The sequence below is a fragment of the uncultured Paracoccus sp. genome (genome assembly GCF_945915435.1).
GTDB lineage: Bacteria > Pseudomonadota > Alphaproteobacteria > Rhodobacterales > Rhodobacteraceae > Paracoccus.
This window is the reverse complement of the sequence record NZ_CAMEFG010000002.1, coordinates 129,165-141,492: the sequence shown is the minus strand read 5'-3', so window position 1 is coordinate 141,492 and position 12,328 is coordinate 129,165. Positions and strand designations below refer to the sequence as shown.

Annotated in this window: 12 protein-coding genes, 1 tRNA gene and 1 pseudogene; 1 reads left to right on the top strand and 13 read right to left on the bottom strand. The window is 64.3% G+C overall.

The annotated features are described in order from the left end of the window. The 13 genes and pseudogenes from Q0O97_RS01570 to Q0O97_RS01510 form a co-directional block, all read right to left on the bottom strand. A pseudogene (locus tag Q0O97_RS01570) lies at positions 1-1,714 on the bottom strand (DNA-directed RNA polymerase subunit beta); the annotation flags it as partial. Between the two features lie 271 nt (positions 1,715-1,985). Continuing rightward, the gene (gene rplL, locus Q0O97_RS01565; protein ID WP_294923833.1) at positions 1,986-2,363 is read right to left on the bottom strand and encodes a 50S ribosomal protein L7/L12; all 378 of its coding nucleotides are present in this window, start codon (positions 2,361-2,363) and stop codon (positions 1,986-1,988) included. Between the two features lie 63 nt (positions 2,364-2,426). Further along, positions 2,427-2,942 carry a 50S ribosomal protein L10 gene (rplJ, locus tag Q0O97_RS01560; RefSeq protein ID WP_294923831.1) on the bottom strand — a complete coding sequence of 172 codons (516 nt, stop codon included), beginning with the start codon at positions 2,940-2,942 and terminating at the stop codon, positions 2,427-2,429. A 361-nt stretch (positions 2,943-3,303) separates the two neighbouring features. Then, positions 3,304-4,002 carry a 50S ribosomal protein L1 gene (gene rplA / locus Q0O97_RS01555; RefSeq protein WP_294923828.1) on the bottom strand — a complete coding sequence of 233 codons (699 nt, stop codon included), beginning with the start codon at positions 4,000-4,002 and terminating at the stop codon, positions 3,304-3,306. Between the two features lie 4 nt (positions 4,003-4,006). Beyond that, complete coding sequence (rplK, locus tag Q0O97_RS01550; protein WP_294923825.1) at positions 4,007-4,459, bottom strand: 50S ribosomal protein L11; 453 nt, start codon at positions 4,457-4,459, stop codon at positions 4,007-4,009. 74 nt (positions 4,460-4,533) lie between these two features. After that, positions 4,534-5,073 carry a transcription termination/antitermination protein NusG gene (nusG, locus tag Q0O97_RS01545; RefSeq protein WP_294923822.1) on the bottom strand — a complete coding sequence of 180 codons (540 nt, stop codon included), beginning with the start codon at positions 5,071-5,073 and terminating at the stop codon, positions 4,534-4,536. A 183-nt stretch (positions 5,074-5,256) separates the two neighbouring features. Then, entirely contained in the window at positions 5,257-5,448 is a 192-nt protein-coding gene (secE, locus tag Q0O97_RS01540) for a preprotein translocase subunit SecE (protein ID WP_294923819.1), read from the bottom strand. Positions 5,449-5,516: 68 nt separating this feature from the next. Next, positions 5,517-6,392: a hypothetical protein gene (locus Q0O97_RS01535; protein ID WP_294923816.1), complete on the bottom strand. Its 876-nt coding sequence runs from the start codon at positions 6,390-6,392 to the stop codon at positions 5,517-5,519. A gap of 40 nt (positions 6,393-6,432) precedes the next feature. Then, positions 6,433-6,508: transfer RNA gene (locus Q0O97_RS01530), tRNA-Trp, on the bottom strand. Between the two features lie 50 nt (positions 6,509-6,558). Next, entirely contained in the window at positions 6,559-8,439 is a 1,881-nt protein-coding gene (locus Q0O97_RS01525; protein WP_294923813.1) for an ABC transporter ATP-binding protein, read from the bottom strand. A gap of 87 nt (positions 8,440-8,526) precedes the next feature. Beyond that, on the bottom strand, positions 8,527-8,844 hold the full coding sequence (locus Q0O97_RS01520; protein WP_294923811.1) for a multidrug efflux SMR transporter: 318 nt from the start codon (positions 8,842-8,844) through the stop codon (positions 8,527-8,529). 309 nt (positions 8,845-9,153) lie between these two features. Next, positions 9,154-9,630: an SRPBCC family protein gene (locus Q0O97_RS01515; protein WP_294923808.1), complete on the bottom strand. Its 477-nt coding sequence runs from the start codon at positions 9,628-9,630 to the stop codon at positions 9,154-9,156. Beyond that, entirely contained in the window at positions 9,627-9,968 is a 342-nt protein-coding gene (locus tag Q0O97_RS01510; RefSeq protein ID WP_294923805.1) for a metalloregulator ArsR/SmtB family transcription factor, read from the bottom strand. Before Q0O97_RS01510 ends, Q0O97_RS01515 begins: the two co-directional genes overlap by 4 nt. A 528-nt stretch (positions 9,969-10,496) precedes the next feature. On the opposite strand from Q0O97_RS01510, the gene Q0O97_RS01505 reads away from it, so the two are divergent. Beyond that, entirely contained in the window at positions 10,497-12,248 is a 1,752-nt protein-coding gene (locus Q0O97_RS01505; RefSeq protein ID WP_294923802.1) for a GMC family oxidoreductase N-terminal domain-containing protein, read from the top strand. Positions 12,249-12,328 lie beyond the last annotated feature (80 nt).

Below are 12,328 nucleotides of genomic sequence, written 5' to 3'. Positions count from 1 at the left end.
CGTCGCGCACCTCGAAGCCCGCGCGTTCGCGGGTCAGACCGCCCGGCCCAAGCGCGGACAGGCGGCGCTTGTGCGTCACCTCGGACAGCGGGTTGGTCTGGTCCATGAACTGCGAAAGCTGCGACGAGCCGAAGAATTCGCGCACCGCAGCCGCCGCGGGCTTGGCGTTGATCAGGTCCTGCGGCATCACGGTGTCGATCTCGACGCCCGACATGCGTTCGCGGATCGCGCGTTCCATGCGCAGCAACCCGACGCGATACTGGTTCTCCATCAGTTCGCCGACCGAGCGCACCCGGCGGTTGCCGAGGTGGTCGATATCGTCGATCTCGCCCTTGCCGTCGCGCAGTTCCACGAGGCCGCGGATACAGGCCACGATATCCTCGGGGCGCAGCGTGCGCTGCGTGTCCGGCGCATCCAGGTCAAGGCGCATGTTCATCTTGACGCGGCCAACGGCGGAGAGGTCGTAACGCTCGCTGTCGAAGAACAGGCTGTCGAACATGGCGCTGGCGGCTTCGACCGTGGGCGGCTCGCCGGGGCGCATGACCCGGTAGATGTCCATCAGCGCGCCTTCGCGGTTCATGTTCTTGTCGGCGGCCATCGTGTTGCGGATATAGGGGCCGACGTTGACGTGGTCGATGTCCAGCACCGGGATGTCGGTGATGCCGTTGTCCAGCAGCACCTTCAGCAGCCCGCCCGACAATTCGCCGTCCTTGTCGTATTCGGCGGTGATCTCGTCGCCCGCCTCGGCATAGATCAGGCCGGTTTCCTCGTTGATGATGTCCTTGGCGACGAAGCGGCCGATGATCTGCTCGAAGGGGATCAGCAGGTCAAGCTGTTCCTCGCTTTCCAGCAGTTGCTTGACCAGGCGCGGCGTCACCTTGTCGCCCGCCTTGGTGATCACCTCGCCGGTGTCGGCGTTGACCAGGTCGAAGACCGGGCGGGTGCCGCGCATCCGCTCGGGGAAGAAGCGCGTGACCCAGCCGCCTTCATGCCCCTTGCGCAGCGAATAATCCACGGTGTCATAGAAGGCGTCCATGATGCCTTCCTGGTCCAGCCCCAGCGCATAGAGCAGCGTCGTCACCGGCAGCTTGCGGCGGCGGTCGATGCGCGCAAAGACCAGGTCCTTGGCGTCGAATTCGAAATCCAGCCAGGAACCGCGATAGGGAATGATGCGGCAGGCGAACAGCAGCTTGCCCGAGCTATGCGTCTTGCCGCGGTCATGGTCGAAGAACACGCCGGGGCTGCGGTGCATCTGGCTGACCACGACGCGCTCGGTCCCGTTCACGATGAAGGTGCCGTTCTGGGTCATCAGGGGCATGTCGCCCATGAAGACATCCTGTTCCTTGATGTCCTTGACCGATTTGGCACCGGTGTTCTCATCGACGTCGAACACGATCAGACGCAGCGTCACCTTCAGCGGCGCGGCATAGGTCATGTCGCGCGCCTGGCATTCCTCGACGTCGTATTTGGGTTTTTCAAGCTCGTATTTGACGAATTCCAGCGTCGCGGTCTCGTTGAAGTCCCTGATCGGGAAAACCGACTGGAAAACGCCCTGAATACCCTCGCCGTCCTGGTGGCCTTCGGCCTCGCCCGACCGCAGGAACAGGTCGTAGGACGATTTCTGAACCTCGATCAGGTTCGGCATCTCAAGGACTTCGCGGATATTGCCATAGTAACGCCGGATGCGTTTCTGGCCAACGTAAGCTTGCGCCATAGGGGGTCATACCTTTCGTCTTTCGCCTGCACCGATCGTCGGGGCCCGACCGGCACAGAGCGGCGAATGAGGGGTGGGGTCCCATTCGTGCTTCGCGTCCCACCGCGCAGCTCCCGAACCCCGAACATGCCCTGAAGGAAGGTTTCCGGCTGGAAACGGCGAAACCGCCCTTCAAGACAGGTTCGGCAGGGACCGGGAAACCCCGGACCCTGCCCGATTTTCACGACGCGGACGGGCAAGACAGCCCGTCGCGCCACCCGGTCACGCCGGATTACTTCAGTTCGACCTTGGCGCCGGCTGCTTCCAGCTTGGCCTTGATCTCTTCGGCTTCTGCCTTGGCAGCGCCTTCTTTCACCTTGCCGCCGGCTTCGACCAGGTCCTTGGCTTCTTTCAGGCCCAGGCCGGTGATGCCGCGAACTTCCTTGATCACGTTGATCTTGCTTGCACCGGCATCGGTCAGGACGACGTCGAATTCGGTTTTTTCCTCGGCAGCCGCACCGGCGTCACCACCGGCAGGACCTGCGACCATGACGGCGCCGCCAGCGGCAGGCTCGATGCCGTATTCGTCTTTCAGGATGGTTTTCAGTTCCTGGGCTTCCAGCAGGGTCAGGCCCACGATTTCTTCGGCGAGTTTTTTCAGATCAGCCATTTTTCCGTTCTCTTATCTAAGTGTTCCAACGTCGGGTTCAACCCTCGACGGGACGGGATTGCCTCAGGCGGCCTCACGCTCTTCCAGAGTCGTGAGGATGCCCGCGATGTTCGAAGCAGGTGCGCCAATCGCACCGGCGATGCTGGAAGCAGGGGCGCCGATGCAGGACACGATCTGAGCGACAAGCTCTTCACGCGACGGCATCGCAGCCACGGCTTTCACACCGGCCGGATCAAGCGCCGTGTCACCCATTGCGCCGCCCAGGATCACGAACTTGTCGTTAGCCTTGGCGTATTTGTCCGCGACCTTGGCCGCAGCCACGGGGTCCTCGGAGAAGGTAAGCACGGTCATGCCCGTCAGATAGTCGGCGATGCTTGCGCAGGGCTTTCCATCCAGGGCGATCTTGGCAAGCCTGTTCTTGGCAACGCGGACGGACCCACCCACTTCGCGCATCTGCGCGCGCAGGTCCTGCATTTCGGCAACCGTCATCCCCTCGTAGCGGGCAACCACCACGACGCCAGAGGCATCAAAGATCTGGCCGAGTTCTTCGACCACTTGCTCTTTTTGCGCTCTATCCACGGTTTCACTCCAAGTATGGGGGTTTTCGCCCCCGGCTCAGCTTTTGCCACCGGCCAGAAAGGCCAGGGGCGCGTTCAGTCCGCTTTGGAAGGCCCAGAAGTTCCCAATCGCGGACGCGTCGCGCCCTGATCTGAATACTCGTCTGGATCCCCATCTCAGGAAGGACTTAATGGCCGAAACCCGCCCTCCTTCTCGGACAGAGATCATGGGCACCTGACGAATCACGCGCCCACGAACGGATTGTCGATTAAAGCAGTTGCGCGCGAATGCCAAGGCCCCCGGCGGCAAATCACGCCTTTTTGCCATGACGAAGGCCCCCGAAGCGATCCGGGGGCCTTGCGCAATTCCCTGTGACCGCCGCTTATTGCGCGGCAGCCGAAGCCAGGTCCAGCGAAACGCCCGGACCCATCGTCGAGCTGATCGAGACCTTCTTCAGATAGGTCCCCTTCGCGCCCGAGGGCTTGGCCTTGTTCACCGCATCCACGAAAGCGCGGATGTTCTCGGCCAGCTTGCCTTCGTCGAAGCTGACCTTGCCGACGCCCGCGTGAACCACGCCGGCCTTTTCGGCCTTGAACTGGACCTCACCGCCCTTGGCGGCCTCGACGGCGGCCTTGACGTCCATCGTCACCGTGCCGACCTTGGGGTTCGGCATCAGGTTGCGCGGACCCAGGATCTTGCCCAGGCGACCGACCAGCGGCATCATGTCCGGCGTCGCGATGCAGCGGTCGAACTCGATCTTGCCGGACTGGATGGTTTCCATCAGGTCCTCGGCACCCACGATCTCGGCGCCTGCGGCCTTCGCCTCGTCGGCCTTGGGGCCACGGGCGAAAACGGCGACGCGAACGTCCTTGCCGGTGCCGTTGGGCAGGGTGACCACACCGCGGACCATCTGGTCGGCGTGGCGCGGATCGACGCCCAGGTTCAGGGCGATCTCGACGGTTTCGTCGAACTTCGCCTTGGCGTTGCCCTTGACCAGGGCGACGGCTTCCTCGACCGACAGGTCGGCCTTGCCTTCGAAAGCGGCGCGTGCGGCGGCCTTGTTCTTGGAAATCCTTGCCATGACGTCAGCCTTTCACCTGAATGCCGATCGAGCGGGCCGAACCCAGGATGATCTGCATCGCCTGATCGACGTCGGTCGCCGAAAGATCCTTCATCTTCAGTTCGGCAATCTCGCGAACCTGCTTGGCGGTCACGGTGCCCGCGTTCTCGCGGCCCGGCTTTTCCGAACCCTTGGCGCGGTTGCGCTTGCCGACCGGCTTCAGGCCGGCGGCCTTCTTCAGCAGGAATGCGGCGGGCGGGGTCTTGGTCTCGAACGTGAACGACTTGTCCGCGTAATAGGTGATCACCACGGGGATGGGGGCGCCCTGCTCCATCTCCTGCGTCTTGGCGTTGAACGCCTTGCAGAATTCCATGATGTTGATCCCGCGCTGACCCAATGCAGGGCCGACGGGGGGCGACGGGTTGGCTTGCCCCGCCTTGATCTGCAGCTTGAGCTGCCCGACTACCTTCTTGGCCATCTGGCCTTCTCCTTATCATCACGCCCCGGATCGGGGCCGACTTAGCGGTTCGGCGTCACGCCTCCCGCACGACATCACGCGATCTTGGCGACCTGCGTGAATTCCAGTTCGACCGGCGTCGGCCGGCCGAAGATCGAGACCGTGACCTTGATCCGGCTCGACACTTCATCGACTTCCTCGACCGAGCCGGTAAAGCCCTCGAACGGCCCATCGGTCACGTTGACCTTCTCGCCGACCTCGAAGCGGATCAGGTTGCGCGGTGCGACCTCGCCACCGTCCTCGCCGGTGCGGTTGAGGATGGCGTTCACCTCGTCGTCGCGCATCGGCATCGGCTTGCCCTGCGCGCCCAGAAAGCCGGTCACGCGGTTGATCGAGTTGACCAGGTGATAGGTCCGGTCGTTCATCTCCATGCGCACCAGCACATAGCCGGGCATGAAGCGCCGTTCCGAGGTGACCTTCTTGCCGCGGCGGATCTCGATCACCTCTTCGGTTGGGACCAGGACCTCTTCGATCTGCTCCTCAAGCCCCTTTTCGACGATGGCCTGACGGATCGCCTCGGCGACCTTCTTCTCAAAATTGGACAGGACGCTGACCGAATACCAACGCTTTGCCATGAATCGATCGACCCCTGTTTCCTGCCTGGCCGCTGGTTGCGCGGCCCTGTTTCATACCAAATTCGCCACGTTTTCCGGCCTTTCGGCCAAATCGAAACCGGCACGCACGAGCGAATCCCTGCGCGCCGCCTGTCGGGCAATCCGGGGCGACATACCGCCCGGCGCGGCCCGGCGCAACCCCTGCTAGCCGAGGAAGCCCAGAATCAGGCCCAGCCCCTGGCGGATGCCGAAATCGACCAGCGAAAAGAAAAGGGCGGCGATCGCGGCCATGATCAGCACCATGATCGTGGTCGTCATCACCTCGCGGCGGGTGGGCCAGGTGATCCGGCTGATCTCGGCGCGGACCTGGTTCAGGAACTGGACGGGATTCGACATTGTTTTCCCTTTGGCGTTGCAGCGGGTCAGATAGCGCGCATGGCGGTTCGTTTCAAGCCATCCCGCGATCACGGGTCCAGAAAGATCACGCCGGGCAGTTCGCGCAGCCGCGCGACGTCCTGCGCGTAACGCCGGGCGGAAAGGCGTCGCTGCGCATGTCCCAGCAGCACCAGCGGATCATGGCCCGCGCTGCGGGGAAAGCGGGTGCGCGCCTGCCCCGCCAGTTCGCGCAGGTCGGCCTCGGCATCCTGCATGGCGCGCCCCGTCAGCCAGTCGTAGCCCTGCCTGCTCATGCCCACGTTGACGGGGCGGGGGTCGGGGATCAGCGGCGCGACGCCCGGCGGCAGCAGTTCCGACAGGATGCGCGGGCGCAAGGCGCGATAATCCTCGTATCGCCAGACGGTGAGGCGGCGGATGCCGGGCAGCGACAGGATGCGCGCGGCCAGATCGGTCCAGTCCACCGCCGTCGGATCGCGCCCGTTCAGGTAGCCGTCCAGCTCCAGCTCCATCCCGCGGTTGAGTTGCAGCGAAAAGGCCGAGGTCAGGAAGGACGCCGGATCGCGGACCGACAGCACAGCATCGACCGGGCGATTCGGCAACAGCGTCAGCAGCTTGCGCAAACGCGGCGCGGCCTGGGGATAGATCTGCCCCCGCCGCCCGAAGAGATAGCCCCGCCGCGTGCCGCCGATGATGTTTTCGTCGGAAATCAGCAGTTCGGGATAGATCTCGGCCACATCGGCAAGGTGACGCCGCGCCCTTTCAGCTTGCCGTTCGGTGCCCGATTCGCTTAGCGCAAGGGTCAGCGGGCATCTTTGCGTGCGCAGGATCGTCGGCCCGGCGAAATGGACCCCTCGTTCCCGCAGCACCCCGTTGGCGGCGCGCAGGGATGCCTGAAGATGCGTGGTCGCGGTCTTATGCGCGCCCAGATGTAAGGTTAACACCATACCGGATAAAAACTGTCCGCATTGCTGCGTGAAAAGCGGCTGGCAGGGGCAGGGGGACTCGAACCCACGACCCTCGGTTTTGGAGACCGATGCTCTACCAACTGAGCTATACCCCTAGGCCGCGCGCCTGATTACGGCAGGAACGCGCCCGGATCAAGTGCAAACTTCACCCCGCGCGCACCCCCTGCCCCGGTTCCTCGCCCGCGTCCAGGGTCAGGAAACCGCCCGACTGGCGCGCCCAGAGCCGGGCGTAGATCCCGCCCCGCGCCAGCAGTTCGTCATGGCTGCCCTGTTCGACGATGCGGCCCTCGTCCATCACCACCAGCCGGTCCATCTGCGCGATGGTGGACAACCGGTGCGCGATGGCGATCACGGTCTTGCCCTGCATCAGCCGCAGAAGCTGGCCCTGGATGGCCGCCTCGACCTCGCTGTCCAGCGCGCTGGTCGCCTCGTCCAGAATCAGGATCGGCGCGTCCTTCAGCAGCACCCGCGCGATGGCGATGCGCTGGCGCTGGCCGCCCGACAGCTTGACGCCGCGTTCGCCGACATGGGCATCCAGCCCGCGCCTGCCGCGATTGTCCTCAAGCCCCTGGATGAAATCCAGCGCCTCGGCGGAACGGGCGGCCTCGATGATCTGCGCCTCGTCCGCATCGGGGCGGCCATAGGCGATATTGTCGCGCACGGAACGGTGCAGCAGCGAATTGTCCTGCGTCACCATGCCGATGGCGGCGCGCAGGCTTTCCTGCGTCACCCCTGCGATGTCCTGCGCGTCGATCAGGATGCGTCCGCGCGTGACGTCGTGGAAACGCAACAGCAGGTTCACCAGCGTCGATTTCCCCGCGCCCGAGCGTCCGACCAGCCCGATCCGCTCACCCGGACGGATGGTCAGGTCCAGGTCGCGCAGGATCGTGCGCGGCTCGGCATGGCGGTCGGAATGATAGTGGAAGGTCAGCCCCTCGATGCGCACCTCGCCCGGACCGGGGCGCAGGGGCCGCGCATCCGGCGCGTCCTGGACCAGTTGCGGCACGGCAAGGCTGCCGATGCCGTCGCGCACCGTGCCGATATTCTCGAACAGGCCCGCGAATTCCCACATGATCCAATGCGACATGTTGCCAAGCCGCATCGCCAGCGGAATCGCGATGGCGACCGCGCCGACCTCGACCGCGCCATTGACCCAAAGATAAAGCCCAAGCGCCGCCACCGCCCCCGTCAGCAGCGCGTTCAGCGACGACAGCGCCACGTTCTGGATCGAGGCCAGCCGCATCTGCCGATGCACCGTATCCAGAAAACCGTCCATGCTTTCGCGGGCATAGGATTCCTCGCGCGCGGAATGGGAAAACAGCTTGACCGTCGCGATATTGGTATAGCTGTCCACGACGCGGCCCGTCATCACGGCGCGGGCGTCGGCCTGCTCTTCGGACACCCGGCCGATGCGCGGGATGATCCACCACAGAAGCAGACCGTAAAGCACGCCCCAGCCCGCGAAGGGAATCGCCAGCCAAGGGTCGGTCGTCGCCGCCAGCACCAGCGCGCCGATGAAATAGACCCCGACATAGACCATGACGTCCAGGAACTTCATCGCCACCTCGCGCACGGCCAGCGCGGTCTGCATCATCTTGGCGGCGATCCGGCCCGCGAATTCGTCGGCGAAATAGCTGGCCGACTGGCGCAGCAGGTAGCGATGGGCCAGCCAGCGGATGCGCTGCGGGAAATTGCCCATCAGCGTCTGGTGCATCACCAGCGAAAACAGCACCTGCATCAGCGGCAGCAACACCAGCAGGACCCCGCCCATCACAAACAGGCGGCGGCTTTCGTCCTGCCAGAAGGTGTCGCGGTCGGCACCGGCCAGCCGGTTGACCAGATCGCCCAGATAGCCGAACAGCACGACCTCGGCCACGGCGATCACCGCCGAGCACGCCGCCATGACCAGCATCCACGGCAACGCGCTGCGCGCATAATGCATGATGAAGCGATACATCCCACGCGGGGCCATCGCCGGGGTGTCGTCCGGGTAAGGGTTCAGCCGGGTTTCAAACCAGTGAAACATGCCATGCCTGCGGTTCAGCGGGGTTGCGAGCCGGGCTTTATGCCCGATTCGCGCCCTGATGGCCAGAGCCGCGCCGCGACGTAACCCTCACTCCCCCGCGAGCTTCATCAAGACGATGCCCGAGATGATCAGCACCGCCGCCACCGCCCGCGTCAGGCTGAAGGTCTCGCCCAGCAGCACGACGCCCGCGACAAAGGCCCCCGCCGCCCCGATGCCAGTCCAGATCGTATAGGCCGTGCCCAGAGGCAGCGCCTTCATCGCGACCGCCAGCAGGCTGAAACTGGCGATCATGGTGACGATGGTCACGACCGAGGGCAGCAGCAGCGTAAACCCGACCGATTTCTTCATCGAGAACGCCCAGACGATCTCAAGCAAACCAGCGATGAAAAGATAAAACCAGGCCATTTCTGCACCTCGCAGCCATTGCCGGGCCGTCCCGCGCCTTCGTCCATGATCGGAGAGGTCGTCCTCTGCCCGCCCCCTATCACGAGGCGCCGCATGGGGCAAGGCTGCACAAGCCCCGCCGGAAACCGGCCCGCAGCGTCATGTCCCGGCAGATGCGGCGCAATCTGGTCGGTCCACGGGTGCAGGGCCGGACCGGGCGCTCGGGGCGCATTCCTTGCCGGGGCACCATCCGCGCCCGCAGCGTCATGCTGCGCTATCCCGCCCGGCCCGCCGCCACCGGCAGCTTGCAGCCCGAGGGTCGCCGGCCGCTCATTTTCCCAGCCCCCTGGCATAGGTTTCAAGCTGCGCGGCCACCGTGCCCCAGCCATCGAAGAAGCCCATGTCCTCATGCGTCTTGCGGGCCTGGGGATTGCGGTGGCGGGCGATGGCCGTATAGGTCGTGCCGCCGTCCGGCGCATCGGCCAGCAACAGGATCGCGGTCATGAACGGCTCGGGCGCGGGTTTCCAGCCCTCGGTATAGCCATCGGTAAAGACCAGCTTTTCCTGCGGCACCACCTCAAGGTAGACGCCGTGATTGTCCATCACGTTGCCCTCGACCTCGAAAGTCGTGTTGAAGCGCCCGCCGACGCGCAGGTCGATGTCCACCGCCGTGACCTTGTGCGGCGCGGGGATGAAGAAATGCGGGATATGTTCGGGGCTGGTCCAGCATTCCCAGACAAGGTGCCGCGGCACGGCCAGCGTGCGGGTAAAGCCGAGGTCGGATTCGGGATCCAGTTCAGGGGTCATTTCGCACGTTCCTTTGCAAGTTTCGTGACGTAGTCGTCCAGCCGGTCCAGCCGGCTTTCCCAGATGGCCCGCTGCTCATCCAGCCATGTCCGCACCGGGACCAGCGCCTCGGGCACAATGGCGCAAGAGCGCACCCGCCCGTCCTTGGCACTGACGATCAGCCCCGCCCCTTCCAGCACGGACAGATGCCGCATCACGGTCGGCAGGCGCAGCCCGGTGGGCGCGGCCAGTTCACTGACGGGCGCGGGACCTGTCGCCAACCGCGCCAGGATCGCCCGCCGGGTCGGGTCCGCCAGCGCGTGAAACAGCAGCGACAGGTCAGGATCATGCTTAGCCATAAGGCTAACTATATCCACCCCCTGGCCCGAGGCAAGAAAAACTTCGCAGATCGGCTAAGTTTTGCTTGCGGCAGCGGTTCCGCCTTTCATTGACGCCACCCCTTGGCCAGCGTGGGGCGCAATCCCCTGTCCGATCTTTCGACCGGCCTCGGCAACTGGTGCATGATACATCCGCACTTTCGACAACACCCCTTGGCCGAGGCATGGGATTATCTTTTCAATATCTTGAAGATATGTGGGCCGTTAATATGCATAAGCGACCACGATAATTTACGAGGCTTATGCCGATGCAGCCTTTCAAATCCGATCATTCAAGACCTGCCATGCATGGACACGTGAAATCCAGACCTCATTCAGAAGAGGAAAGATAATTTGCAAAGGTAAAAAATTTTTAATTACCTGCCCGCCTCGCTTTTCTCATAGAACCGCGACAGCGATGCCTTGCGCCAATGGCCGGAAACCGGGTTTGGCATGCATGGTTTCAAGGATCGCGGCAGGGATGCAATATATCGGAGGAGCCGTTTCAGGATGCGCGATCATGGAAAGACCGATACCCCGTCCGATCATGTTTCCGCTGCCGATATTGCCGCCCGGACGTTCGATTACGTGATCGTAGGCGCCGGCTCTGCAGGTGCGGTCCTTGCGGCGCGCCTTTCCGAGGACTCGGGCCTCAGAGTCGCATTGGTGGAGGCGGGCGACGACGTGCTGCCGGGGCAGGAGCATCCCGATTGTCTCGATCCCCTGCCCATCGGCCCCGCCGTTCCCGGCTTGTCGTGGCGGGGCCTTGCCGCGGATGTGACTGTTCAACCGTCGAATAACCCTATCCGCCGCATCAGGGCGTTCACGCAGGGACGCGGCATCGGCGGCGGGTCGATGATCAACGGCTCTTTCGCCTTTCGCGGCCAGCCAGAAGATTACGATGCCTGGGAAGCAGCCGGTGCCGTCGGCTGGGGCTGGCATGATGTCCTGCCCTATTTCCGCAAGATGGAAACGGATCTGAACGCAACCGGCCCGCTGCACGGAACGGACGGCCCCATGCCCGTGCGGCGCGAGGAGCGATCGGCCTGGGCGCCTTTTTCGGGCTATCTGGCCGAGTTCATGCAAGCAAAGGGGTATCCCTGGCTCGACGATTATAACGGGCAGTTCGGGGACGGCTGCGCCAGCCCGCCGATGGCCAATCTGCCGCAAAAGCGGATCCCCGCCTCCAGCGCCTATCTGACCGCCACGGTCAGGCAGCGGCGGAACCTGTCGATCCTGCCCGGCATCGAGGTGCGCGGGCTTCTTTTCGAAGGCGCGCGCGTCACGGGGGTGGATGCGGTTCATCGCGGCGCCCCGGTCAGGCTGCATGGCCGCGAGGTGATCCTGTGCTGCGGCGCGATCTTCACCCCGGCCTTGCTGCAACGTTCCGGGATCGGGCGGGCCGACGATCTGAAGGCAGCGGGGCTGACCCCAACGATCGACCTGCCCGGCGTGGGGCAAGGGCTGAAGAACCATCCCAAGATCGACGTGGCATTCCATCTTCCCAAGCAATCACGCCAGCGCGAGGATATCCGCGCCATCGGGCAAGTCTGCGCGCGCTATTCCTCGGACCGGCCCGATTGCCGGCGTCATGACATGGGGCTTGTCGCGATCAACCGGGCGTCTTGGCATGCGCTTGGGCATCGCATCGGCGCGCTTATGGTCGCGCTTTATCAGCCGAAATCCGAGGGCGAGGTGCGTGTGACCGGGCCGGGCGGGCAACCCGCGGATATCGCCGTCAGGTTCGGGCTGCTCGACCATGACGACGATTTTGCGCGCTTGCGCGACGGTCTGTCTCTGGCGATGCGGATCCTTACCGGAGCGCAACGCCGGGGGATGATAAACACGGCTTTCATGCCGGATCCCAGGTTGGTGGCGCGGTTTCAACCTCATACGCGATCAAACGCATGGGCAACGCGGGCCATCGGCCTGCTGATGGACAACGGGCCGTTGCGCAGGCTTGCCCTTGGCCGGTCGGCCCTGAACACCGCGACGCTGGCCGAAGAGCGGGCCGCGCTGGAGCGCATCCTGCGACGCCATGCGGGCCTTTCGCATCATGTCAGTTGCACCTGCAAAATGGGCGCCGCGAATGACCCGATGGCCGTGCTGACGCCCGACTGCCGCGTTCGCGGCGTCAGGGGGTTGCGCGTGGTCGATGCCTCGATCTTTCCCGACATACCCCGTGCCGGCATGTTCTTTCCCGTCATGATGGCCGCCGAAAAGATGGCGGACCGGATCAGGCAGGAAGGCAGCCCTTACTGAACGACCCTTTCGCGCAGGCGCGCCCTACTGCGCGCAGCAGTTGCCTGTCCGGGCCGATCCGGCCACGCCTTTCATAAGGC

Coding starts and splice junctions, on each gene's coding strand:
- nusG (WP_294923822.1), bottom strand. CDS start 5,073: ATGGCAAAGCGTTGGTATTCGGTCAGCGTCCTGTCCAATTTTGAGAAG.
- Q0O97_RS01515 (WP_294923808.1), bottom strand. CDS start 9,630: ATGACCCCTGAACTGGATCCCGAATCCGACCTCGGCTTTACCCGCACG.
- Q0O97_RS01535 (WP_294923816.1), bottom strand. CDS start 6,392: ATGGTGTTAACCTTACATCTGGGCGCGCATAAGACCGCGACCACGCAT.
- Q0O97_RS01510 (WP_294923805.1), bottom strand. CDS start 9,968: ATGGCTAAGCATGATCCTGACCTGTCGCTGCTGTTTCACGCGCTGGCG.
- rplK (WP_294923825.1), bottom strand. CDS start 4,459: ATGGCCAAGAAGGTAGTCGGGCAGCTCAAGCTGCAGATCAAGGCGGGG.
- Q0O97_RS01505 (WP_294923802.1), top strand. CDS start 10,497: ATGCGCGATCATGGAAAGACCGATACCCCGTCCGATCATGTTTCCGCT.
- Q0O97_RS01525 (WP_294923813.1), bottom strand. CDS start 8,439: ATGTTTCACTGGTTTGAAACCCGGCTGAACCCTTACCCGGACGACACC.
- Q0O97_RS01520 (WP_294923811.1), bottom strand. CDS start 8,844: ATGGCCTGGTTTTATCTTTTCATCGCTGGTTTGCTTGAGATCGTCTGG.
- secE (WP_294923819.1), bottom strand. CDS start 5,448: ATGTCGAATCCCGTCCAGTTCCTGAACCAGGTCCGCGCCGAGATCAGC.
- rplL (WP_294923833.1), bottom strand. CDS start 2,363: ATGGCTGATCTGAAAAAACTCGCCGAAGAAATCGTGGGCCTGACCCTG.
- rplA (WP_294923828.1), bottom strand. CDS start 4,002: ATGGCAAGGATTTCCAAGAACAAGGCCGCCGCACGCGCCGCTTTCGAA.